Source organism: Accumulibacter sp. (assembly GCF_029255285.1).
Classification (GTDB): domain Bacteria; phylum Pseudomonadota; class Gammaproteobacteria; order Burkholderiales; family Rhodocyclaceae; genus Accumulibacter.
The window spans coordinates 1-23,662 of sequence record NZ_JAPUVI010000041.1; the positions used below are offsets into that span (position 1 = coordinate 1).

A 23,662-nucleotide genomic window follows, 5' to 3' on the forward strand; every position below is an offset into this window, starting at 1 on the left:
GCGTCTGCGGCAGGATCGCCTCGATTTTTTCGACCAGCGGATCGCCTTCCACCTTGAACTTGATCGACGCATAACCGAGCGCCGCGCCCAGGACGATGGCGCCGAGTGCCATGATCGCCAAGGTAATGATCATTGATACTTGTCGAGTCCGACGAAACCCATGAAAGCCAGGCTCATGAGCCCCGCGGTGACCATCGCGATCGCGGTTCCGCGGAAGTGAACCGGTACGTCGGCGCCTTCGACGCGCTCGCGGATACCCGCGAAGAGGACGAGGACCAGCGAGAAACCGATCGCGCTAGCGGCACCGAACAGCAGCGACTCGACGAAGTCGTGCTTGTTGGCGACGTTCAGCAGGGGCACGCCGAGAACGGCGCAATTGGTCGTGATCAGCGGCAGGTAAATGCCCAACACCTGGTGCAGCAACGGACTGGTCTTCTGAATAACCATCTCGGTGAGCTGGACGATCGCCGCAATGGTGACGATGAAGGACAAGGTGCGCAGGTACTCCAGCCCGAAGGGCATCAACAGGTAGTGGTCGATGATGTAACTGGCGCCGGTAGCGACGGTCAGCACAAAGGTGGTTGCTGCGCCCATGCCGAAAGCGGTTTCGAGTTTCCGGGACACCCCCATGAAGGGGCAGAGGCCGAGGATCTTGACCAGCACGACGTTATTGACGAGGACCGCGCCAACGATGATGAACAGGTAGTGAGTCATAGTTTGCATGGGCGATGGGCAGCGCGCTCCGCGGCCCGGCGATTATCCTGCGGCGAGTGAGACCATGCAACCACGTTATCGACGACGCCATCCAGGCTCAGGCGCGACGCAGCCCGGCAATCGCCGCCGCGGCCTCGGCGATCAGTTGCGGACCGCGATAGATAAAGCCGGTATAGCACTGGACGAGACTGGCGCCGGCAGCGATCTTGGCCGCCGCATCGGCACCACTCAAGATACCGCCGACGCCGATGACCGGCAACTCGCCGGCCAGCGCCGCCGCCAGTCGACGAACAACCGCCGTCGACCGCGCCGTGAGCGGCGCACCCGAAAGCCCGCCGGTCTGTTCGGCATTTGGCAATCCCTCGACGCCGACGCGCGAAACGGTGGTGTTGGTCGCGATGACGCCGTCCATCCGATGCCGTCGCAAGAGGTCGGCAATCGCCTGAATCTGTTCGTCTTCGAGGTCGGGAGCGATTTTCAGCGCCAGCGGAACGTACTTGCCGTGGCGATCGGCGAGCCCGGCTTGCGCCGCCTTGAGACGACCGAGCAGCGCATCGAGCGCGTCGTCGTTCTGCAGGTCGCGCAGGTTTCTCGTGTTCGGACTCGAAATATTGACTGTGACGTAGCTCGCCGCCGCATAGACGCGGTCGAGGCAGACCAGGTAATCGTCCGCCGCCTTTTCGATCGGCGTATCGAAATTCTTGCCGATATTGATCCCGAGAACGCCGCCACGACGTGTGAACTGCGCGCCGACGACATTGGCCAGCAACTTGTCGACGCCATCGTTGTTGAACCCCATGCGATTGACGATAGCCTGCTGCGCGGGAATGCGAAACAGACGTGGCTTGGGATTCCCCGGCTGCGGACGCGGCGTGACGGTGCCCACCTCGATGAAGCCAAAACCCAACGCCGCCAAAGCGTTGACGTGTTCGCCGTTCTTGTCGAGGCCGGCGGCCAGACCAACCGGGTTGGGAAAGTCGATCCCCATCACACGCCGTGGGTCGCGCGGCACCGGCGAGGCCAACAGGCAGGTGACTCCGGCCGCATCGAGAAAGTCGATGCCAGCCATGCCAACGCTATGCGCGGTCTCGGCGTCCAAGGAAAAGAAGAGATGTCGCAGCAGCGGATAGATCATCCGCGCATTTTACCGCATCGCAACATGCCGGCGTGAGCGGACTGCTCCCCAGCCGAGAATTGCCGGGCGCAGAACGTAAGCGCGCGCCGCAAGCTCATTGCCCCTGGCAAGCCTTTAGCAGGTGACGTGGAACAGCCCGACCGTGCCACCTTTCGCCATGTTGTAGGTCTTGATGGCCTCCGAAGTCGGCTGCAGAATCACGCGACAGTGGCGTTCGGCAAAGAACTCGGCGGCTTCCGACGACAGGTGCACGTTGCCATACTGGCCAGCGCCCAATACCAGCGTTTCGCAACCGTTCTCATGGACAAACTCCGCTTCGTCCCGGGAAATGGTGTGCGAGGTGCCATAGTGCTGTTTCGACAGCCGCTTTCTGCGCCTCACCACCTCGCCGGACAAGCGGATCAGTACATCGTGCGCATAGATTACGCCGTCTACGGTGATGCTGCCAAACGCGGTCGAATCGATTTTCATGGCGCGCCCTCCAGACTGAAACGCACCTTCTATCACTCGTCGCGCAACATTTCAAGGCGCCGGCGGGCGTTCGAGCGCCGAATCAGCCTTCTGGAACCGATAGCACAACGGGTCTGCCTCAGCCACCCGAAAGACGGAGATCCGCCCGCAAACTCAGCTTCGCGGCGCTCGACCTCCCGGCGCGCACAAAGTCAGCGCCAGTTTCCAAAACGCGTCGGGCGGCAAGACGGCGGATTCAGCGTGCCAGGCGAATTTCTGGCACCTCGACGATGGCCAAGGTCGTTGCCGGGGGTTCCTCGATGGCACGAAGCAGCGCCTGCGTCATCTGTTCCAGGGTGACGAGCCCCAGGCGACCGAGCGCCGGACGCCAGCGCGGAACGCACGCCGCCAAGGTATAGAGCGGTGCCAGAATGATCGGCCAGCGGTGCCCTGGGCCGATGACGTACCAGGGACGCAGGATGGTCGCGCGCACGCCGCTGCGCGCGATCGCCTCCTCGCCGGCGGCCCGGGCGGCGACATAGGCGCGCATTACCGGCGCCGGCTGCGCGACGCTGACGTATACCAGGTGAGCTACCGACAGGCGCGACGCCGCGCTCACGGCGGCGCGAATCGAAGCGAGATCGACCGCCTCGAATTCTGCCGCTTTTCTCGGGTTGGGGTGCGGCGTACCGACCAGGTGGACGAGGGTGTCGCCTGGCTGCAAGACAGTGGCGATCGACTCGCAATCGAGCGCGTTACCAACCACGGCCTCGGCCCCGGGAGCAACGCGTCCGCTTGCCGAGCGGCGCACCAGAAGTCTGACCCGGTGCCCGCGCGTCAGCAATCGCTCGACCAGACGCGTACCGAGGTAACCCGTTCCCCCGGTCACCACCACCGTCCCTCTCGTCACCGCCATGGCCGGTCGCCGTCCGGGAGCGCGATCAGCGCCCAACGATATCGCCCTTCAAGCCCGAAACGGCCGTCAGGACTTCCTTTCGCTCGATAGTGGGAACCTTGAACTTGTCGAGCGTGGCGCTCAAGGCCTTGACCGAGATGTCCCAGTCCTCATCGGTGATTTTCAGCCCCCCGTGCGCTGTTTTCATGTCGCGGCCGCTGTAGGAACAAGGCCCCTTGCTGATCACGCACAAGAAGTCGATGATCTCGCCGCGAATGCGATTGAGCGAATCGCTGCTATGTCCGACGAAGAACCGACCGAGTTTCGGGTCGGGCAACAGCCGACCGAGAAAATCGTCGGTCACCGCCGCCAGAGCGTCGTAACCGCCCAGGCGTTTGTACAACGTTGGCGATTCTTCGCTCAGTGCCGGTGTGCTAAACGCGGTCGCCAGAAGAGCAGCGAGTAGGGAGTGAGTCAGTTTCATCGGTAAATCCTCCGTGGGTGAATAGGCGTCGTCCGATGGTCGCCGCGGAGGACGACCACCTAGCCACCGTACGCGTCACGCCCACCTTTGGATGCAGAGGCCCTTGTCCGGGTGGCAGAACAGCGGCCCTGTCGATGGCCCCCACATGCGGATCGCTCAGCTACCCATGCCGCTGACGCTGCTGGCGCCTTTCTTGCGTAGCGCGTGGATCTTGGCCAGACCGCCGCGTGCCGTCTCCCGATAACTTACCTTCATGTCGCAGCCGGTTTCCCACATGGTACGGACCACCTCGTCGAATGAAACGATGTGGTGGCCGTCCGAAAGCAGGGCGTAGGCAGCGCAGTCGACGGCGCGGACGGCAGCCACCGCATTGCGCTCGATGCAGGGAATCTGCACATAGCCGCCAATGGGGTCACAGGTCAGGCCGAGATGATGCTCCAGCCCCATCTCTGCCGCATACTCGATCTGCCGCACCGACCCCCCCAGGAGTTGCGTCGCGGCGCCGGCCGCCATCGCACAGGCGGTTCCGACTTCGCCCTGGCAGCCGACTTCGGCCCCCGAAATCGACGCATTGCGCTTGACGATGTTACCGATCATCCCGGCCGTCGCCAGCGCGCGGCAAATCTTTTCGTCCGACAAGCGCGCGTGCCCTTGCAGAAAGAACAACACCGCGGGGAGCACGCCGCAGGCGCCGCAGGTCGGCGCGGTCACCACCTCGCCACCGGCCGCATTCTCTTCCGATACGGCCAGTGCATAGGCAAACTGCAAGGCCGTTTGGCCGAAGTAGCCGGCGAGGCTCTGCGCACGGGCGTGATAGGCCGAAGCCTTGCGCGACACGTTCAGCGTCCCCGGCAGACGTCCTTCGGCGTTCAGACCGGTCGCGATAGTCTTCTGCATGCTCTTCCAGACGCGGCACAGATAGTGCCAGATGGCCGGCCCTTCGTGGCGTTCGACGATTTCCCAGATGCCCATCCCCTCGCGTTCAGCCTGTTCGAGAACCTCCAGCATGCCGGCATAGGGATACACCTCGTCGCCGCCGTCAGGCTGGCCGTTCTCGTCGAGCAGCGCGCCGCCACCCACCGAGTAAACGACGCGTCTCGTCAGAACACTGCCCATGGCGTCGAGCGCCTCGAACTGCATTCCATTAGGGTGAAGAGGCAGGGATCGATCGGGCAGCCAAACGATGTCCACCGGTGTCGGGAAGAACGGCACGCTGACCGCCAGATCAGTGAGGTGACCGCGGCCGGTGGCAGCCAGGGCTCCGTAGAGCGTGACGCGCAGGCGTGCCGCCAGCGGGTTGGCGGTCTTGAACGCGATGGCGGCAAAACGCGGCCCCATGGTGTGGCTGCTCGAGGGGCCAAGACCGATACGGTAGAGTTCCTGCAGGGATTTCATGGGCTGGCTGCGCCTCGCGAATGGTCAAGAAATCGTCGATGAAGTCAGCTTGCCAAACCGCCGCCTGCCGACCGCCTTGCCGGGATGTATCGACATTCGCTGGAGTATAAGCCTACCCCTCGCCCACCGGGCGGGATATTGCAGGTGCCGAGCGTCGGCAGAAATGGCCGGAAAATGCCGCGACGCTGATGGACGCCAGACCAGACGTCTCGACACTGAGCCGCCTGAAAAGCGCGCGCAGGAGACAAGGCGGGCGTCCAAGTCCGATAGGTCGCTAGGCGACGATCGCCAGTGTCAACAGGAGTGCGAAGAACAACTGCAAGCGCGCCGTGGCGGCCAACATCTGGTTGAAAACCGGCCCCGTCGCCGCACGCCGGAAACGGTCTATCTGCAGCAGCGCGAGGGGCAGCAGCAACGCTGGCCAAGTCAGGCGGGCGCCGTGCCCGACGAGCACCGCCAAGCCGGGCAGCAACGCAAAGGGAAGCAGAACTTCGACACCGTAGATCCACGTCGCGGCCCGCCGGCCAAGAATGACCGCCAGCGTGCGTCGGCCAGCGCTGGCGTCGGACTGGATGTCGCGCGTGTTGTTGACGGTGATCACCGCTGCCCCGAACAGCCCGGCCATGGCCCCGGCAAGCAGCGCGGCCGGCGCGATCGACAAGGTCTGCAGGTAATAGCTGCCACCGACGGCCGCCAAGCCGAAGAACAGTACGACGAAACCCTCGCCGAGCGGCGAATAGGCGATCGGTCGCGGCCCGCCGGTGTAGGCCCAGCCGGCGAGCAGTGAAGCCAGGCCGATGGCGATGATCGGCCAGCCACCGAACCAGGCGAGATAGATGCCGAAGTTGAAGGCCAGGGCAAAAGCGGTCCACGCGGCCCGCCTGACGGCAGATCCCGGCAGCCAGCCCATGGCCGTGGCGCGCGGTGGCCCGAGCCGCCTCGGGGTATCGCCACCGCGCTCAAAATCGGAAACGTCGTTGTGCAGATTGGTGCCGATCTGAATCGACAGCGCGGCCAGCAAGGTTACCAACGCCAACCAGATATCCAGGAAGCCCCGCTCTGACCAGGCAAGCGCGTTTCCGATCAGCACCGGGACCGCGGAGACGCTCAGTGTCTTCGGCCGAATGGCCAGCCACCAGACGCCGCTCGGACTTGGTCGCTCGATCCCCGTGCTCACGGACGAAGTCCTTCGCAAGCCGCCGACATACCTGGCCAGCGCCGAGCAGGCACAGCCAACGACTGTCGACCGTGCCGGGAAGAGAAGTCATCCCGAGTCATCCAGACTGATTATACGATGAGCCAACGATCTTCCTGGCGCCGCTCCAACCCACCGCGAGTGCGACGACGAGTTGGGTCAGTGTCATTCGCCGTCGTGTGCCTCCGGAGCTGGCGGCTTGGAATGGGACAGGCGACGCACCCGAATGCTCGCCGTCTGATGATCACCGCCGACGCCTGCGGCGGCAACGCCTACCGCGCGCCTCGATGGCGAACGGACCGACAGGCCAGTACCTCGGAACAATGATGAAAAGCTGTTGATTCTATAGTTTAATCGATTCTTTCTTGCGCCATGAAGCGCCACCAGCATAGGCCATCGAAATCGGAAAATCCGACCGTGGCGGAGATGTGCCGTGACAACCCCCGGGGGCCGAAAACGGCGGCTTTGCCTGCCCGCTCGCGCGGCCGATTGGGCGACCGAATCAAACGCATTGCGCAGAACCTGTGATGACCAACGAAAACTTTGTCGCCCTGCTCGACCGGCTCGAGCCGCAGGCGCGCCGCGACCCGGCCGCGTATCGGACCAAGGTCGTTCTGCTCGCTCTGCTCGGTAACGCCTACCTGGTGCTGCTCCTGTTGTCGCGCCTCGCCGTGTTGGGCTGGCTGGTCGCTGCGGTGCTGATGCTCAAGGCGATGGCGGTAAAGCTGGCCATCGTCGTCGGCGTGTTTCTGTGGATCGTCGCCAAGGCGCTGTGCGTGCGCATCGACCCCCCGGCCGGACGGGCAATCGCGGCGACGCAGGCGCCCGAGCTGTTTACGCTGGTCGATCGCCTGCGCCGGAAATTGGGTGCGCGGCCTATCGATCGCTTGCTGATCACTGCCGATCTCAATGCCGGGGTTGTGCCGGTGCCACGGCTAGGTATTTTCGGATGGCCACGCCGCTAGCTGCTTGTCGGTCTGCCGCTTCTGAAGGCACTCGGCGTGGAACAAGTTGGCCGCGGTGCTGGCACACGAGTTGGGGCACCTGGCGCGCGATCACGGACGAACGTCGAATTGGGTATACCTCCAGAAACTGCGCTGGGGTCGTCTACAGACCGCGCTCGAGGCGAGACAAAGCCGTGGCGGCTTCCCATTCAAGCCTTTTCTGAACTGGTTCGCACCCTACTTCAACGCTTTCTCGTTTCCGATGGCACGGGCAAACGAGTACGAGGCGGACGCAGCCGCCGTTCGTTTGACCTCGCCACAAGCGGCGGCCATGGCGCTGACGACGGTCGAAGCAGTCAGCCGCTTCCTGGCGGAACGCCATTGGCCGCGGATGCTTTCCCTCCAGTCGTGCCAGCGCGCTTCGCGCGCGGCAAGCCGGGCGGCCGCCCTCGCGAGGTCTACCACGGCAAAGCGATTCGTCGCGCCGGGGCGGCAATGCAATGACACCCGGTGCCACGCCATCCGAGACGATATTGGCACTGTCGGCGTCGTGATGGGCAAGTGCCGGTCCAGCGAGACGAATGCCCAAGCGATCGCTTTCCACGCTCATCGTGTAGGGCTACTTGGCAAACAGTGGATCGACCGCCCGCGCTTTTTCGAGGGCCGCGCCCAAGCCCATCACCCGAGCGTGGATCGACGGGTCGATACGCTCGCCGAACTCGACCGTCCACGCGCTGTCGCCGAGTGGCAGGAGGCGCGGCGGAAAGCGCTGGTTGCTGCTTGGCACGGCACGCGTCAACCCGCAAGCTTACGTGACAGCCAGGCAATCACTTACCGGCCAGGGAATCGCTCCAGGTTTCGTCGAAACCATCGGCCCAGGCGCTGACCATCGAACCCGCCATCCCGGCGAGGAACGCCGGTTCGGCCGCCTCGACGGCCTGCCAAGAGGCGAGGCGGCAAAGCATTTCGGTCTTGTTCAGGCCGTCGCTCATCGTGGCCAAGGCATTGCCACGCCCCGGAGAAGCGCCGCAAGCGACAAGCGAAGGATCCTGGCAGGCGGCCAACACCCGCCACGGCGAACCAGCAGTCAATAGATCACGGAGGCGGCCGGGCTGATGATCGCCAGAACTTCCATCGCCTGCAACCGGGCTTCCAGAATCACGTCGGCCACCACTGTCTCGTCCAGCCCGAGCGATGCCCAGGCGACGGCGTCACAAGCGGCGCTACCGGTCTGGCCGTTTGTTCCTTTCAGCGTCGGCGATACGCCGGCCGCCAAAACGTTGGCCACGTGCAGCAAGGCGGCCTCACGCGGGAACGCGGTGGCTTGGTCAGGTTGTAGCTGGCAGGCGACGAGAACCTGCAGAATCGCCGGCAAGTTCCATGCTCTGAGCAATTCCGCGCCCAGCACCGCATAGTCAAAGCCGAAGACGCGCCGTTCGGCGGCGGCCAGCAAAGTCTCGTCCGTCGGTTTCTCGGCCACCAGCAGGGCACGGTATTCATCGGGCAGACAGGTGTAGAAGACGAGCCGGCCAACCGCGTGCAGCAATCCGGCAAGGAACAACTGTTCGGTCTGGCGAAAGCGGCAGCGACGACCGAGAAGCCGGGCAATCACCCCGCAGGTCACACTGTTGTCCCAAAAGCTGGCCATGTCCACCAGGTCGGCGGGCAAGCCCTTGAAGGTCGTGGTCACCGACGTCGCCATGGCCATCACCTGCAGTTCCCCTTCACCGATCACGGCGATCGCCCGAGGAAGGCTATCGACCCGAGCCTTCAGCCCATAGTAGGCGCTGTTGGCCAGCTTCAGCAGCGCCGCGACCAGACCCGGATCGAGTTCCACCACCTCGACCAACTCCTGGGTCGTGGAATCCGGCGAAGCGATCAGTTCGTTCAGGCGGACCGCCACTTCGGGCAGGGTAAAGAGCTGGCTGACTTCCTGGACCAAGTGTTGTGGCGTCATGACGCAAACCTCGCGAAAAAAATAAAGCATACCCCGATTCGCGAAGCAGAACTCATGCGGTCTCAGCAAAATGCCTTCCGCGTACCGGGCGCTGGGGCATCGATTTTGGTGGCCGGGCGCCGCCCTGCCATCAACCGCGTGGATCGGGAGTGAAACCGCCGGGAAACGGGTTGGCGACCGGCGGCTGGGGCTTGGCGCGCGGAATGATGCCCTGGGCCAGAAGGTTGGTGCGACTGTCGTAATGGATGGCGACGATCTCGGAAGGCAGCTCCGTGGCACGGCGAAAATCGGTGTATTGGGTCGGAGCGCTGATGCGCTCGCCGTGGCCGGTACCCAGACGCGACTCCGCAAGCCGGCCCCCCACTTCGTCACGCGCCGTTGCCGCTGTCTTCGCTTCAGCGGTCGACGCGGCCGGGGCGGCGGCCCGCTCGTGTTCGCGCGCCTGCCTGCTCACCGGTGGCGTGACGGCCAGGGTCGCCTCACGGTAGACGGCGACGCCGATCACGCCGACGTTTTCGGGCCGGTCGGTGCGCCCCGCGTAGCTATCGGCCAGGCTGGTGAAATAGAAAGCGGCGACATCATCCATGCTCTTCCGCCAACCGCCGATCTCCGCCGACTGCCAGGGCGACAGGACATAACCCGACTGCGAGCTGGCCGCCGTCTGCCCACTCAGCGCGTTGATACCGTCGACCGATACCACGGTCAACAGCCGTCCTGCACTCTTGTTGCGCAGCAGGACAACGTAGCGCTTGCCGGGGGTACCGGCGACATACAGGCGCCCTTGATGGCGATAGACTTCGAGCGTCTGACCACTGCTGCGGTCGATGACGCTGATGTCAACCAGCGCACCGGCGTCAGCGATACCAACACAGGCGGCCAGCGACAGGGCGGCGAACAGGGTGGGGATATTTTTCATGACGGTCTCCTTGGTTGAAGTGAGTAGGTGACCGTGTAAACGCTAACGACCGGCAAACGGGGTCGAGTCAGCGGCGAAGATCGTCTGGCAGAGGGTAGTCTGGATGGGCACGTCGGAATTCGCGCAGTTGCCGCGCAGCTTCCTCGATCTGCCCGGCGCGCCGCAGTGCCCGAATTTCGTCGAGCCAGACGGCCGGAGAGCGAGCCTGGTCGACGCTCGACTCCGCGGGGGCAGGCGAGGTGTCACGGAGGACCGAAGACGAGCGGGCGGCCGTGGGGCGCGCGGTTTCGCCACGCTCCTTCACCCCGGCGGTACTCTCGACCGGGGCTGGCCACGGGCTCTCACGCTTCGCCTCGGCAGACGTCGCGGCGGGGGCCGCCGGCCACACCTGACGTTCGTCTTGCTTCGGCGAAGCGGACTCGGCGGTCGATCGGGCAGCGGCGGGCGCCTCGTTCTCGCTAGCCCCAGCGGGCGAAGATGGTGCGATCTTCCCGCTGGCCGCCGACGGCTTCTGCAACGCCGCCGCTGGTACTGCCGAAACAGTAGCGGGTGTCGGTCCGGCTCGCTCAGCCAGAGGATCGCTCGGTGCATCGCGCCGTACCTCGGGCAGCGTCGGCTCGCTAGTAGGTGGCGTCGATCGATACGCCGGCTGCCGTTCGTGCAGCAGGGCCAGAGTTAGACTCAACACGAGCGTCGTCGCCAGGGCTAGTGAGGTGCGCCAGCGCGACCACCAGCTGCCACGCAGCGGCACACGATGATCGGCCAGCGCTGCCCGCGCTGCGGCCAGAACACGCTGGTCCAGCGCGGCCGATGGCTCGGCCACCGAGAACTGCCGGTACAGAGCGGAGAGTTTTGGATCTCTCGGCGAATCCCGGAGCGGCTCGCTCATAGCAAGTCCCGCAGCGAATGTCTCAATTTGCCCAGCGCGTAGCGCAGGCGGCTCTTCGCCGTTTCGCGCCCCGTCTCGGTCGCGGCGGCGATTTCGTCTAGGGTCAATCCACCCTCCTCGGCGAGCAAAAAAACATCACGCTGGGCGACTGGCAGGTCGGCCAAGGCCAAGCTGATGCGCTCTGCGGTCGTCCGACGTTCGAGCAGAGCGTGCGGCGTCTCGTGATCGGCAGCGGGCAACTGGTCGATCAACTCGTCCACGGGGTCGAGCTCATCGTTCATGCCGAGCGGCGCGAAGCTGGCCGCCAACCGGGGCGCTTGTTGCCGATAATGATCGATGAGACGGTGACGCGCAATCCGGAAAACCCATGTCGAGAAGCGTGCCAGCGGTTCGTAGCCGGCGCGCGCGTTGATGACTTTGATCCAGACCTCCTGAAAAAGCTCCTCGGCAAGCGCCGTGTTCCCGCAATGCCGGTCGAGATAACGATAGAGTGAGCCTCGATAGCGACGGTAAAGCGTTGTGAACGCCTCGGCGTCACCAGCACGGTAGGCCAGCATCAATCGCTCGTCGCTCCACTCTCCTCGCATTCGCGCAGTCTAGCGGCTGGCTGAGCAAACGCAAGCAAGCACCGCTAGCCAAAGCCGAAGCCACCGCGCCGGGTGTTAGAATCATCTCCCTTCGTCATCGGAGACCGCTAATGACCTGGCATCGTGTGTGCGCTATTTTAGGCGGCTGTCTGCCGGCCATGATCCTGCCGGCACAGACATCGGCCGCCGGCCCGAAAGCTGAGGCAATCGTCGACCGCGTGCAAACGCCCGCCTGGATCGAGCGACACGGCATGCGGCAAAAGCTTTCGACGGGGCTGGTGCTGCGCAATCGCGATCACCTGATTACAGGGCCCGGCGCCCGCCTACGGATTCAGCTCGGCGATGGCAGCGTCGTCGGACTCGGCGCCGACAGCCGCCTCGAATTGAATGCGCTGGGCGTACGCGAGCGAGATGTCTTCACGGCGGCTCTCGACCTGCGACAAGGCACGCTGCGTTTCAGCACCGGCGCCCTGGCCAGAAGTGTTCGGCAGCGGGCCGTCAATCTGCGCGTTGGCTCAATCACCGCGACCATTCGGGGAACGGACCTTTGGGGCTCTGCCGATCAGGATGGAGACCGCATCTGCCTGCTCGAGGGCGGCATCACCGTCGTTCACCCGCAGGCCGAGGCGCAGCAGATGGACCAGCCGCTGCGCTGTTACAACGCACCAAAAGGGGAGGCGCCACTGACGCTCGAGATAGCCAGCCAGCAGCAACTGTCCGCGTGGACGGCGCAAACCGATCCGCCTTTTGACCGCCGCTCAGATCCTCGGCAAAACAAATGGGGGGTAGAAGTGGCTACCGTAGATAGTGAGTCCGCAGCACTCGCCCTTTACGACCGTCTTCGCGACGCTGGCTACGAGGCCCGGATCAAGCCACAACCGGCCGCCGGTGGGACTTATCGTTACTCCGTTCGCCTTACCCGGTTGACGACCGGGAATGAAGCGGCCGAACTGGCGAAACAGTTCGCCCCCTCGCTCCCGATCCCTTCACCAACGGCTATCGGTCGCTGACGCCGAGTGCCGAGTCTAACCGTCTCGGCCGCCTGTCTTGCGTTCACGTGGCCTGATGGTAAAGGCGAAAACACTCGTTCCATTTTACTTGCCACAACCGAGCGAGGCTCTGTGCAGTAATCAAATTCAGCTTCGAGAGACGGTTCTGGTGCCGCCATAGCCACGAGAAGCATGTCCTCGCTCCGGCCGCCTGGCGGACGACGCTACGGCCACCTTCAGCCTCCGCAAAGTCTATGAAACGCTCCACCGCGACGCGATAGTAATCCGAACTGTCGCAGCAACCGGTCATCACTTCGGCTTCACCGGCCGCGCGGCGCCAAAGCTTGAGCGCGAGTTCTTCACTAATACCGGTCTTGTGGGCAATCCACGGCAGGATTTTAGGTGCTTTCATGCTATTACTCCTCAGGTACTGGCCATGCCAGACACTTCAAATTCGGACGGAAGTCTCGTGAACCTCACGCTTTGTTGCAGTGCAGCATCATTATAGGGATTCTGCACAGAAAAAGTAAGGATATTCACCTAATTCTCGACTTCAATGAGGGCGGCAAACTTGTTCTTACAAGCGCCGAGGATCCGCCGGATGGAAGCCATCCATGCTGCACAACAATGTCAGCGGCCCCTCAACTGGCTACCACGTTAGCACTAGCCGCCGCGTCGCGCCGTGACTTAACGCACAAGACCCAGCCTATGCATCGCGCGGGATGGCCGGGTGCGCGAGAAAATCCACACATGGTGCCGCCCTCTTCCGATCCGTGGCGCTTCGACAGAACACCGCACTCAGCTTCCCGCAGCGCGCTCGAAGAGCGCAATCGACTCGACGTGCGAAGTGTTGGGGAACATGTTGACCACACCCGCCCCGCGCAAACGGTAGCCCTTCTGACTTACCAGGATGGCTGCATCCCGCGCCAAGGTCGCCGGGCTGCACGAGATGTAGACGATGCGCAGAGGACTCTCGGAACCGAGCGACTTGACGAGTTCCAGCGCGCCTTCGCGCGGCGGATCGATCAGCATCTTGTCGAAACGCCCGAGATCGCTCAGGGTGTCGTCGGTCGCCGCGAAGAGGTTCGCCACCCGATACTCTACGCGATCTTGCAAGCCATTGGTCGCCGCATTCTCGACCGCCCGGCGCACCAGTTCCGGACTTCCCTCGACGCCGAGGACGCTGGCACCCGAACGGGCGATCGGCAGCGTAAAGTTCCCGAGACCGCAGAACATATCGGCAATGTGCTCACCGGGGCGAGGATCGAGCAGGCGAAGCGCACGGCGGACGAGGACACGATTGACCGGGTGGTTGACCTGAGTGAACTCGGTCGGCGAAAAGAAATGCTCGACGGCAAAGTCCGGCAAGACGTAGGACAGGCGTGGACCCTCGAGCGGATAGAAGCGATAGGCGGTGGCCGGCCCAGCCGGCTGCAGGTAGAAAACAACGCCATGGCGGTCGGCAAACTCGCGCAACAACACTTCGTCGACCGTCGTAAGCGAATCCAGAATGCGCAGGACCAGCGCCGTCATTCGTTCGCCAACGGCGACCTCGATCTGCGGCAGGCGGTCCCGGATCGTCATCCGGCCAACCAACTCGCGCAGGGGCAGCAGCATCGCCGACAGATGGAAAGGCAGAATCTCGCACTGCTGCATGTCGGCAACGTAACTGCTCTTCCTCTCGTGAAATCCAACGAGCACACCGCCCTTCTTGGCGACGAAGCGGACCGACAAGCGGGCACGATAGCGGTACGACCAGGGCTGGCCGTAGATCGGCGCGTACAGTTGCTCGGCGGTGAGGCGCCCGAGATGTCGGAGATTGTCCTCCAACAGCCGCTGTTTGGCCGCCACCTGCGCCAATGGGTCGAGGTGTTGCATGCTGCAACCACCGCAGACGCCGAAGTGTGGGCAGCGCGGCGACACGCGATCCGGTGAGGCTTTCAGAATATGCAGCGCGCGCGCCACTTCGTAACTCGGCTTGCGGCGATAGCTGGCATACTCGACCGTTTCGCCAGGCAAGGCGCCCTCCACGAAAACCGTCTTGCCATCGAGCCGGGTGACTCCTCGCGCCTCGTGATCTAGCGATTCGATGATTCCTTCTGGCATTCGTTTCGTCCACCGGTAAAGCGCGCGATGTTATCTCGAACGCCGGTTGCACAGCGCAGTCGTCAGCCTGAATCCTCGCCGCGTTTTGATGAGCGCTCGGCGAAAGCGTTCCGCCTGCAGGCACGACATCAGCCCGCGACGGCCGAAATCAATCGCCAGCCGCTGGAACGATCCGCTGCCGGTAGTTGATCGAGAGAGCCGTGAGCAAGGGATGCTCGGCCAGTCGCCTGGCGAACTCGTTTTCTGCCCGACTCAAGGTGGCGATGTCCGCCAGCGCCTCGTGAGGCAAATAGACCTCGGCCTCGACACGCCCATTGAGATAGTGCAGGACGACTCGTTGCGGTTCGGGCAAGCCCGCCAGAACCGGTGCCAGATGGCTCATCAGTTCGTGCCGATCCAGCATCGCCTGCGTGCTGCTGTCGTGGTCCAGATCATCCTCCACGTCGACATGGACGAGCACGTCCGACACCGAGGGGTGGCTCTCGAGCACCCGCTTGCGGGTCGTCTCGGCGATGCGATGGCCTTCCGAAACGCTGATCCGCGGGTCGACGCAGACGTGCGCGTCAACCAGCGAGCGATGCGCCATGCGCCGGGTACGCAGTTCGTGCAGACTGCTCACGCCAGGGGTGTCAATGATCACCTGGCGGATGCTGGCGACTTCTTCGGTCGACAAACCGGTGTCGATCAACTCCTGGATCGCCTCCCACGAGAAAACGACGCCCATGCGCACGATCATGAAACCCACGATGATAGCTGCCACGGAGTCGGCAAAGTTGAAGCCCATCAGGTTGCCGACGATGCCGACGGCCACGACCAGGGAAGAGGCGGCATCCGAACGGGCGTGCCAGGCGTTGGCGATCATCATCGGCGAACGCAGGCGCTCGCCGACACGAAGCATGTAGCGAAACAATCCCTCCTTCGCCGCCAGCGCCAGGATCGCCGTCCACAACGCCAGCGACGCGACGGGCGGCAGATCGTCAAGGTTTTGCAGCTTCACCCCGGCCCCCCAGATGATTCCGGCGCCCGTTACCGCGAGGATCGCCCCAAGCGCAAACGACGCCGCTGTTTCGACGCGGGCGTGGCCATAGGGGTGGCTCTCGTCGGCAGGATCTTTGCTGTGATGAGCGGCAAACAGAACCAGAAAGTCGCACACAAGATCGGACAACGAATGCAGTCCGTCAGCGATCAAACCCTGCGAATGCGCCAGAATGCCGACGATGACCTGTACCGCGGTGAGGAAAACGTTGACCATGACGCTGATCCAGGTGCAGCGCTGAGTCATACCGTGCCGCCCCGGATCATCAAAGGACACTTCGGGAATGTCTTTGTAGGCACTCATGGGCTTCCTCGCCTCCGGAGAAAAAGGGAAAGAATTATAGGTCAGTCCGGTAACGGTGCGAACAAGGCGGCGATATCGTCACGACCGAACTTGGCGTCAACGCTACGGTCTTCGGACAGAATCTGCGCCGCCAGTTCAGCCTTGCGCTCCTGCAACGCGAGGATTTTCTCCTCGATGCTGCCGGCAACGATCAGCTTGTAGACGAAGACTGGCCTATCCTGGCCAAGGCGATGTGCACGATCCGTAGCCTGGTTTTCGGCCGCCGGGTTCCACCACGGATCGTAATGGATCACGGTATCGGCAGCCGTCAGATTGAGGCCGACGCCACCGGTTTTCAGGCTGATCAGGAAGACCGGCACTTCACCCGACTGAAAGCGCTGGACCTGCGCTTCGCGATCCCGGGTATCGCCGGTCAGCAGCACATAGTCGATACCCGCCACCTTGAGTTCCTTTTCGATCAGCGCCAGCATGCTGGTGAACTGCGAAAACAGGAGGATGCGCCGACCCTCGTCGACCTGTTCTGGCAGCATCGTCATCAACAGATCGAGTTTGGCCCGCTCCTTGACTTTCTGCGCCGACCTGGCTTTCAACAAACGCGGGTCGCAACACACTTGTCGCAACTTCAGAAGGGCGTCGAGAATGACGATCTGACTGCGGTTGAACCCCTTGCTGGCGATCTCTTCGCGCACTTTCTCGTCCATCGCCACGCGCACCGTCTCGTAGAGGTCGCGCTGGCTACCGGTGAGTTCGACTTTGCGCACGATGATCGTTTTCGGAGGCAACTCGCGCGCCACCTCCTCCTTCTTGCGGCGCAGGATGAACGGCCGCACGCGGCGGGCCAGGAGATCGCGGCGTTGCGCGTCACCCTGCTTTTCGATCGGTGCCCGCCAGTGCTTGGTGAAGCTCTGATTGCTGCCGAGAAAACCCGGCAGCAGGAAATCGAACTGACTCCAGAGCTCGCCGAGATGGTTTTCCAGTGGTGTGCCCGTCAGGCACAGACGATGCCGGGCGGAAATCTTGCGTACCACTTCGGCACCCTGGCTGCGTGCATTCTTGACTGTCTGCGCTTCGTCGAGAATCAGCAGGTGATAGTTGTTCCGGGTCAACTCGGCAGCATCGCGCCAGAGCAGCGGGTAAGTCGTCAGCACAGCGTCGTGCCGCGGGATGTCGGCAAAGCGACTCTTGCGCTCCGGCCCGTGTAGCGAGAGGATCGAAAGGCCGGGGGCAAAGCGTGCCGCTTCGTTCTTCCAGTTGAAGATCAGCGAGGTCGGCAGGACGATCAAGGCCGGGCGATCAAGTCGGCCGGACTCTTTCTCCAACAGCAAATGCGCCAAGGTCTGCGCCGTCTTGCCCAGCCCCATGTCGTCGGCGAGAATCCCGGCCAGGTTCTGTTGGCGAAGGAACTGCAGCCAGGCCAGGCCTTCGGTCTGGTAGTGGCGCAGTTCGAGTCCAAGGCCGCGCGGCGGATCGATGTGGCTGATTCCCTGCGCCGCGGCGAGCTGATCGGCCAGCGCCAGGACGTCGCTTTGGCCCCGGAAGCGCCAGCGGCTGCTATCGTTGAACTCGGCCAGGCGCGGCGCGTCGAAGCGCGACAAGCGCAGGGAACTACCGCCGGAAAATCCGTCGAATAGATCGATCAGCGTTCCCGCCAGCGGCTTCAGGCGCCAAGCCGGGGCACGTATACGTTGACCGGCTGGGGTGACCAGTTCGATCAGCTCAGCGTCCTCGATCTGCGCCAGCAAAGCGGCGTCCAGCCATCGCCCATCGCGTCGGAACAGCGCCGCGAGCAGCGGCGCCAAAGGCAAACGCTCGCCCTCGACGATGACGCCCATGTCCAGCTCGAACCAGCCATTCTCGCCGGCGACGAGATCCGCATCCCAAGCCTCGACCTCGAGAAAACGGTGACGAAAGTCGGCGGCGAACTCAACGCGCCAGCCCGCCGTGCGCAGGCGAGCCAGCTCGTCGCGCATCAAGACAGGCCAGCCGCCTTCGCAGGCCAGTCCGTAGGCATTGTCCGGCGGCTTGCCGAAAGTCTGCAGTACGTAACCGGGAATTTTCTCGAAACCTGCCGCCGCCAGTTCATCCATCAATTGCTCTTCGCGCCGGCTCTGGCGGACAACCCGGACCATCTCGCCATTCTCTACGATCGCGTAGTCACGAACGTCGTCGGCCGTTAGCTCGACCTCGCCATAATGGAAAACCGGCCGCGCGACGTCGAAAGGACCACCGCCATAGCTCGTCAAATAGTCACGCCAGCTACGATTACCATGTGTATTCAGTGTCTCGAACTGAAGTACCGGCTGGAGATCGGCCGCAATGCACCGCGTGCTGGCACCGCCATCGTCCGGCTCGTTGGGCAGTTCTCGGCTGCTCTCTGCGAGTGCTTCACCAACCAGGGCAGCGGCGGTGGCCGACAAGGGAGGCAAGGAGAACAGGCGAGCAACCACGGCCGGATTGCCGCGTACCCGCAAAAGTCCGATCTGCCGCTTGTCGAGATCGAGGTACCATGGCGCACGCAGGGGAATGATCAGCCTGGCCGGAGGCTCCGGCCGGAGCAACGGGACTCGCCGCCCGTCGGGATTGATCTGCCAACCGAGCGTCGCCGGTCGCGATGCCGACAAGGTCAAGGGCGAGAAGTCGTCCTTGCGACACAGCCGGCCGGTCTGCGCCATCAGCTCGAGCACTTCGCCGCCGTGCCGAGGCCCAAGCCCGAAGGCACGCAGCCCGGTAGCGAACGAACGTTCGGCCCATAGCAGACGCAGGATCGGCCGATCTTCCTCAGCGACAAAACGGGGCGGCTTGCTCAGCAGACGATCAATGCTCCACAGCGCTTCTGCACCTTCCGGATCGCGCCCCTTGTGCACGCTGACGCCAAAGCCGCGGGCATCGGTCGTCCAGTGCAGCAGATAGTAGAGCTGTTGACGGCCAGTCGCGGAATGGCGATCTTTCTTACTAACCGCCACGGCCACACGGCGCAGTTCCTCAGTCCATGACAGGACGCCGAGTTCGCCGTGCTCAGCCGCCGGCAGCGCTTTGACAGGCTTATCCAGCGTCATACTCTCGCCAGGCGATCTCGCCTGCCGGCAGTCAACGGCGAGGAGGCGGCAGACGTCCTCGAGGTCCGACTAGACGAGGGAACGGTCATTGGTTGCCCACTTTGTCGGGACGCGACACATGACGCTCCAGGTAAGCACCAGCCACGTACCGTAGCACACCCTGGCACGCCGCAACAAGATGACGCTTGGCCAGCGCCACTCGCCGCAGGTCGCCGCCATCAGTCGCGAAAGTTGCCGTACTTGATCGGAAAATCACTGATTTCCCGGGTGATCAAGGCGATGCAGGATTGCAGATCGTCACGCTTGGCGCCGCTGACGCGCACGGCGTCGCCCTGGATCGATGCCTGGACCTTGAGTTTCGAATCCTTGATCAGCTTGACGATCTTTTTTGCCAGTTCCGACTCGATCCCGAGGCGGATCTTCAGATCCTGCTTCACCTTGTTACCGGAAACGCGTTGCACGGGCTGACTGTCGAGGCGTTTGGTGCTTTCCTTCTCCTTCTTTTCCATCGCCGGGAAGAGCAGATCCTTGATCTGCTCGAGTTGGAAATCGGAATCGCCGTACAAGGTGATCAGCTTGTCCTTTTCGTTCAACTCGACCTTGGCACTGGTCGCCTTGAAGTCGTAACGATTGTCGATCGCCCGCCGGGTCACGTCGACCGCATTGTTCAACGCGGCCATATCGGCTTCTGAGGAAAAATCGAATGACGGCATGGTTACATTCTCCAAAATTTCTCGAGGACCGTCTTGGTGATGAAGCCGATCATGCCGAAGGCGAGTACGAAGAACAAGACGATCGTGCCGGTCTTGCCGGCCTTCGCTTTCCAGGCAATTTCCCCGATGATGAACAGCATGAAGAGCATGAAAGCGGCAATCCCGAAGGTCATGCCGAAGTCCGAAATCTGCTCTTCCGTCAACCCGAACATCGACGGATCCTCCCGCGCTCAGCTCCTGCGCCGCGCCAGATTGGCTGCGATACGTAGACGTAGCGCGTTCAGCTTGATGAAGCCGCCAGCGTCCTTCTGGTCGTAGGCGCCGGCATCGTCCTCGAATGTCGCGATGGTCGAATCGAACAGCGAGTCGCTCTTCGAATCGCGGCCGACGACGATGACATTGCCCTTGTAGAGTTTGACCCGCACCCAGCCATTCACCACGCACTGCGTGTGGTCGATCAGCGTCTGCAAAGCGAGGCGCTCCGGACTCCACCAGTAGCCGTTGTAGATCAGGCTGGCGTAGCGCGGCATCAGGTCGTCCTTCAGGTGGGCAACTTCGCGATCGAGCGTGATCGACTCGATCGCCCGGTGGGCCGGCAGCAAGATCGTGCCACCCGGCGTCTCGTAACAACCGCGCGACTTCATGCCGACGTAACGGTTCTCGACCAGGTCGATTCGACCGACGCCGTGCTTGCCACCCAGGCGGTTCAACAACGCCAGCAACTCGGCAGCCGGCTGGCGCGTACCGTTGATCGCCACCAAGTCACCTTTCTCGAATTCGAGGTCGACATATTCGGCCGCCTCGGGCGCCGCCTCGGGCGCTACCGTCCAGCGCCACATCGACTCTTCGGCCTCGGCCGCCGGGTCTTCGAGGTGGCGTCCTTCGTAGCTGATGTGCAGGAGGTTGGCGTCCATCGAGTACGGCGACCCCCCTTGGCGATGCTTCATCTCGACCGGAATGCCGTGGCGCTCCGCGTAGGCCAGGAGTTTCTCGCGCGACGACAGATCCCATTCGCGCCAAGGCGCGATGATCCGGATGTCCGGGCACAGTGCGTAGGCGCCAAGCTCGAAGCGCACTTGGTCGTTGCCCTTGCCCGTCGCCCCGTGGGCGATCGCCTCGGCACCAGTCAGCCGGGCGATCTCGACCAGGCGCTTGGCAATCAGCGGCCGAGCGATCGACGTGCCCAGCAGGTACTCGCCCTCGTATACGGTATTGGCGCGGAACATCGGAAAGACGAAGTCGCGAACGAACTCCTCGCGCAGGTCTTCGATGTAGATGTTCTCCGGCACGATGCCGAAGCGAAGCGCCTTGGGACGCGCCGCCTCGAGTTCGTCGCCCTGACCGAGGTCGGCGGTGAAAGTTACTACTTCACAGTGATAGGTATCCTGCAGCCACTTCAGAATCACCGAAGTGTCGAGGCCGCCCGAGTAGGCGAGTACGGCTTTCTTGATGTCGCTCATTTGGATTCCTTGCGCCGGTCCGCTCGGCCGCGGACCGCGGAGTTGGAGTAAGGTCAGGCAGTGTCGACCCTGCCGAGCAAGAGATACTCGAGCAGCGCTTTCTGCGTATGCATACGGTTTTCGGCTTCGTCCCAGACGACGCTTTGCGGACCGTCGATGACGGCGGCGGCGACTTCCTCGCCGCGATGCACCGGAAGACAGTGCATGAACAGCGCCTGCGGACGTGCGGCTCGCATCATCTCGACGTCAACCTGCCAGTCGGCGAAGTCGCGCCGGCGTTCGTCGTTCTCGGCCTCGAAACCCATCGACGTCCACACGTCAGTGGTCACCAGGTCGGCGGCGCGCGCGGCGTCCATCGGATCGGCAAACTGCTCGAAGTGGCCGGTGCCGTGCAGCCCAGCGCGCGCTGCTTCGACTTCGTAACCTGGCGGGGTCGATACACGTACCCGGAAATCGAGTACCTCGGCGGCTTGCAGCCAGGTATTGCAGACGTTGTTCGAATCACCGATCCAGGCCACCGTCTTGCCCTGTATCGGTCCGCGATGCTCCATAAAGGTGAAGATGTCGGCCAGTATCTGGCACGGGTGATACTCGTTGGTCAAGCCATTGATCACCGGCACGCGCGAATGGGCAGCGAAACGCTCGATCATCGCCTGCTCGAAGGTCCGGATCATCACGACGTCGCTCATACGCGAAATTACCTGGGCGGCGTCCTCGATCGATTCGCCGCGCTGCAGTTGCGAATCGCGACTATTGAGGTAGATCGCCGAACCGCCAAGCTGCTGCATGCCGGCTTCGAAAGACAGGCGCGTGCGCGTGCTCGCCTTCTCGAAAATCATCACCAGCGTACGGTCGCAAAGTGGCCAGTACTTGCGGTAAGCCTTGAATTCGGCTTTGATCCAGCGCGCCCGCTCGAATAGGTGTTCGTACTCGGCACGCGTGCAGTCCCTGAATTGAAGAAAATGTTTTACGCTGTCCATCGTGTGTCCCTACCGGGCGGCGAGAAAATCGCCGATCAGCCTCGCCAGGCGTGCCACCAGTTCACGCGCCTCGTCGGCACTAAAGGTCAGCGGCGGCAGCAAGCGAACGACTTTGTCGGCCGTGACATTGATCAGTAGACCGATGGCCAGGGCGCGCGTCACCAGTTCGCCGCACGGGCGGTCGAGCTCGATGCCGATCATCAGACCCTGGCCGCGAATGTCGACGACACCTTTGCTGCCGGCCAGCGCCAGCGCCAAACCGTCGCGGATCAGCTGACCGACGGCAAGCGCGTTGTCGATCAGACGATCCTTTTCGATCACGCCCAGGGTGGTCAACGCCGCGGTCGCCGCCAGTTGGTTGCCGCCAAATGTCGAGCCGTGGTTGCCCGGCTGGAACAAGCCCGCCGCCTTGCCTGCGGCCAGACAGGCGCCGATCGGCACGCCGCCGCCCAAGCCCTTGGCCAGCGTGACCACGTCGGGACGGATACCGGAATGCTGAAAAGCGAACCAGCGGCCGGTGCGGCCGGTGCCGCACTGCACCTCGTCGCAGATCAGCAACCAGTCATGATCGTCGCACAGGGCGCGCAAACCACGCTGGAAACCGATGTCGGCGATGTTGACGCCACCCTCGCCCTGGACGATCTCGAGCATTACCGCGACGATATTCTTGTTGCTGTTGGCGATCGCCTTTATCGCCTCGATGTCGTTGTAGCGAACACGCACGAAGCCCGAGACGAGCGGCTCGAAACCCGCCTGCGCCTTGCGGTTGCCGGTCGCCGACAGCGTCGCCATGGTGCGACCGTGGAAAGCCTTCTCCATAACGATGATTGCTGGGCTATCGATGCCCAGCCGGTGGCCGTAAAGCCGCGCCAGCTTGATGGCCGCTTCGTTGGCCTCGCAACCCGAGTTGCAGAAGAAGACTTCGTCCATACTGGCCAAGGCGGCCAGCTTGTCGGCCAGTTCTTCCTGTTGCGTGACTCGGTAAAGGTTGGACGAGTGCAGGATTCGTCCGGCTTGCGCAGCGATCGCCGCGACCAGCGTGGGGTGATTGTGGCCGAGCGTATTGACGGCGATTCCCGACAGCGCGTCGAGATAGCATTTCCCATCGGTATCGGTCAGCCAGCTGCCCTCGCCATAGCTGAAGGCGATCGGCAGACGGGCATAGGTATTCATCAGGTGTGACATGGACCACCTATTGCGGAGGCTTTGAAACTGAAACGGCGGCTTGCGCCGCCGGATAACGAGACACGCTCTCAGACCACAGATCATTCTCGCCAAGCAAAGCCATCAGCGCTTTGTATGGCGGAAGACAAGGTGAAGATTCTACGGGAAAAAAAAAACGATGTATAGGAAAGGCAGGACACCGCCCAGGGCAAACTCGCCCGATCCACGGCGCGCGGCAGCGCTTCGCCAGCAAGCAGTTAACGCGCTCCCACGACATGACCTCCGCACGTCTCG

25 protein-coding genes and 2 pseudogenes are annotated in these 23,662 nt (G+C 63.1%); 3 read left to right on the forward strand and 24 right to left on the reverse strand.

All coding sequences use genetic code 11. The annotated features are described in order from the left end of the window. The 8 genes and pseudogenes from Q1M07_RS05725 to menA all read right to left on the reverse strand — a co-directional run. Positions 1-133 (reverse strand): annotated as a pseudogene (locus tag Q1M07_RS05725) (electron transport complex subunit RsxB); the annotation flags it as partial. Then, entirely contained in the window at positions 130-714 is a 585-nt protein-coding gene (gene rsxA, locus Q1M07_RS05730) for an electron transport complex subunit RsxA (protein WP_300452075.1), read from the reverse strand. The gene rsxA and the pseudogene Q1M07_RS05725, both read right to left, overlap by 4 nt. A gap of 97 nt (positions 715-811) precedes the next feature. Further along, complete coding sequence (locus tag Q1M07_RS05735; RefSeq protein WP_300451941.1) at positions 812-1,849, reverse strand: quinone-dependent dihydroorotate dehydrogenase; 1,038 nt, start codon at positions 1,847-1,849, stop codon at positions 812-814. Positions 1,850-1,963: 114 nt separating this feature from the next. After that, entirely contained in the window at positions 1,964-2,320 is a 357-nt protein-coding gene (locus Q1M07_RS05740) for an MTH938/NDUFAF3 family protein (protein WP_300451944.1), read from the reverse strand. Positions 2,321-2,555: 235 nt separating this feature from the next. Next, positions 2,556-3,215 (reverse strand): SDR family oxidoreductase, encoded by a 660-nt coding sequence (locus Q1M07_RS05745; protein ID WP_300451947.1) that lies wholly within the window; start codon positions 3,213-3,215, stop codon positions 2,556-2,558. Positions 3,216-3,240: 25 nt separating this feature from the next. Further along, the gene (locus tag Q1M07_RS05750; RefSeq protein WP_300451950.1) at positions 3,241-3,678 is read right to left on the reverse strand and encodes a group 1 truncated hemoglobin; all 438 of its coding nucleotides are present in this window, start codon (positions 3,676-3,678) and stop codon (positions 3,241-3,243) included. 156 nt (positions 3,679-3,834) lie between these two features. Then, positions 3,835-5,073, reverse strand: coding sequence for an L-serine ammonia-lyase (locus Q1M07_RS05755; protein ID WP_300451953.1), 1,239 nt, complete (start codon positions 5,071-5,073; stop codon positions 3,835-3,837). Between the two features lie 274 nt (positions 5,074-5,347). Beyond that, a complete protein-coding gene (menA, locus tag Q1M07_RS05760) occupies positions 5,348-6,250 on the reverse strand; it encodes a 1,4-dihydroxy-2-naphthoate octaprenyltransferase (protein WP_300451956.1) in 903 nt (300 codons plus the stop codon). A gap of 186 nt (positions 6,251-6,436) precedes the next feature. Here menA and Q1M07_RS05765 point away from each other — a divergent pair. Continuing rightward, positions 6,437-6,595: pseudogene (locus tag Q1M07_RS05765) on the forward strand (ISAzo13 family transposase); the annotation flags it as partial. Positions 6,596-6,795: 200 nt separating this feature from the next. Next, on the forward strand, positions 6,796-7,233 hold the full coding sequence (locus Q1M07_RS05770; RefSeq protein WP_300451960.1) for a hypothetical protein: 438 nt from the start codon (positions 6,796-6,798) through the stop codon (positions 7,231-7,233). Positions 7,234-7,375: 142 nt separating this feature from the next. Here the strand turns inward: Q1M07_RS05770 and Q1M07_RS18720 are convergent, their stop codons facing one another. From Q1M07_RS18720 to Q1M07_RS05800, 7 genes are all read right to left on the reverse strand, one after another. Continuing rightward, a complete protein-coding gene (locus Q1M07_RS18720) occupies positions 7,376-7,822 on the reverse strand; it encodes a hypothetical protein (protein WP_366983977.1) in 447 nt (148 codons plus the stop codon). 9 nt (positions 7,823-7,831) lie between these two features. Next, positions 7,832-7,999, reverse strand: a complete 168-nt coding sequence (locus Q1M07_RS18725) for a hypothetical protein (protein WP_366983978.1) — start codon at positions 7,997-7,999, stop codon at positions 7,832-7,834. A 40-nt stretch (positions 8,000-8,039) separates the two neighbouring features. Beyond that, complete coding sequence (locus tag Q1M07_RS05780) at positions 8,040-8,204, reverse strand: hypothetical protein (protein ID WP_300452081.1); 165 nt, start codon at positions 8,202-8,204, stop codon at positions 8,040-8,042. A gap of 95 nt (positions 8,205-8,299) precedes the next feature. Then, positions 8,300-9,169: an HDOD domain-containing protein gene (locus Q1M07_RS05785; RefSeq protein ID WP_300451963.1), complete on the reverse strand. Its 870-nt coding sequence runs from the start codon at positions 9,167-9,169 to the stop codon at positions 8,300-8,302. 130 nt (positions 9,170-9,299) lie between these two features. Then, positions 9,300-10,085, reverse strand: coding sequence for a hypothetical protein (locus Q1M07_RS05790; RefSeq protein WP_300451966.1), 786 nt, complete (start codon positions 10,083-10,085; stop codon positions 9,300-9,302). Between the two features lie 67 nt (positions 10,086-10,152). After that, a complete protein-coding gene (locus tag Q1M07_RS05795) occupies positions 10,153-10,974 on the reverse strand; it encodes a hypothetical protein (RefSeq protein ID WP_300451969.1) in 822 nt (273 codons plus the stop codon). Next, positions 10,971-11,561 (reverse strand): RNA polymerase sigma factor, encoded by a 591-nt coding sequence (locus Q1M07_RS05800; protein ID WP_300451972.1) that lies wholly within the window; start codon positions 11,559-11,561, stop codon positions 10,971-10,973. Before Q1M07_RS05800 ends, Q1M07_RS05795 begins: the two co-directional genes overlap by 4 nt. Before the next feature lie 110 nt (positions 11,562-11,671). On the opposite strand from Q1M07_RS05800, the gene Q1M07_RS05805 reads away from it, so the two are divergent. Continuing rightward, the gene (locus tag Q1M07_RS05805; RefSeq protein WP_300451974.1) at positions 11,672-12,571 is read left to right on the forward strand and encodes a FecR domain-containing protein; all 900 of its coding nucleotides are present in this window, start codon (positions 11,672-11,674) and stop codon (positions 12,569-12,571) included. Positions 12,572-12,614: 43 nt separating this feature from the next. Here Q1M07_RS05805 and Q1M07_RS05810 read toward each other — a convergent pair whose 3' ends face one another. The 9 genes from Q1M07_RS05810 to Q1M07_RS05850 all read right to left on the reverse strand — a co-directional run bounded on the left by Q1M07_RS05810 (position 12,615) and on the right by Q1M07_RS05850 (position 23,389). Beyond that, complete coding sequence (locus Q1M07_RS05810) at positions 12,615-12,962, reverse strand: hypothetical protein (RefSeq protein ID WP_300451976.1); 348 nt, start codon at positions 12,960-12,962, stop codon at positions 12,615-12,617. 386 nt (positions 12,963-13,348) lie between these two features. Then, positions 13,349-14,656 carry a 23S rRNA (uracil(1939)-C(5))-methyltransferase RlmD gene (rlmD, locus tag Q1M07_RS05815; RefSeq protein ID WP_300451978.1) on the reverse strand — a complete coding sequence of 436 codons (1,308 nt, stop codon included), beginning with the start codon at positions 14,654-14,656 and terminating at the stop codon, positions 13,349-13,351. Positions 14,657-14,804: 148 nt separating this feature from the next. Then, entirely contained in the window at positions 14,805-15,995 is a 1,191-nt protein-coding gene (locus Q1M07_RS05820; RefSeq protein ID WP_300451980.1) for a cation diffusion facilitator family transporter, read from the reverse strand. 41 nt (positions 15,996-16,036) lie between these two features. Then, positions 16,037-19,051, reverse strand: coding sequence for a DEAD/DEAH box helicase (locus Q1M07_RS05825; RefSeq protein WP_300451982.1), 3,015 nt, complete (start codon positions 19,049-19,051; stop codon positions 16,037-16,039). Positions 19,052-19,269: 218 nt separating this feature from the next. Continuing rightward, entirely contained in the window at positions 19,270-19,764 is a 495-nt protein-coding gene (locus tag Q1M07_RS05830) for a YajQ family cyclic di-GMP-binding protein (protein WP_300451983.1), read from the reverse strand. 2 nt (positions 19,765-19,766) lie between these two features. Then, positions 19,767-19,976, reverse strand: a complete 210-nt coding sequence (locus tag Q1M07_RS05835) for a DUF2788 domain-containing protein (RefSeq protein WP_300451985.1) — start codon at positions 19,974-19,976, stop codon at positions 19,767-19,769. An 18-nt stretch (positions 19,977-19,994) separates the two neighbouring features. Next, positions 19,995-21,224, reverse strand: coding sequence for an argininosuccinate synthase (locus Q1M07_RS05840; RefSeq protein ID WP_300451987.1), 1,230 nt, complete (start codon positions 21,222-21,224; stop codon positions 19,995-19,997). Between the two features lie 53 nt (positions 21,225-21,277). Continuing rightward, entirely contained in the window at positions 21,278-22,204 is a 927-nt protein-coding gene (argF, locus tag Q1M07_RS05845; RefSeq protein ID WP_300451990.1) for an ornithine carbamoyltransferase, read from the reverse strand. 9 nt (positions 22,205-22,213) lie between these two features. Next, positions 22,214-23,389 carry an aspartate aminotransferase family protein gene (locus Q1M07_RS05850; RefSeq protein ID WP_300451992.1) on the reverse strand — a complete coding sequence of 392 codons (1,176 nt, stop codon included), beginning with the start codon at positions 23,387-23,389 and terminating at the stop codon, positions 22,214-22,216. Positions 23,390-23,662: the final 273 nt, after the last annotated feature.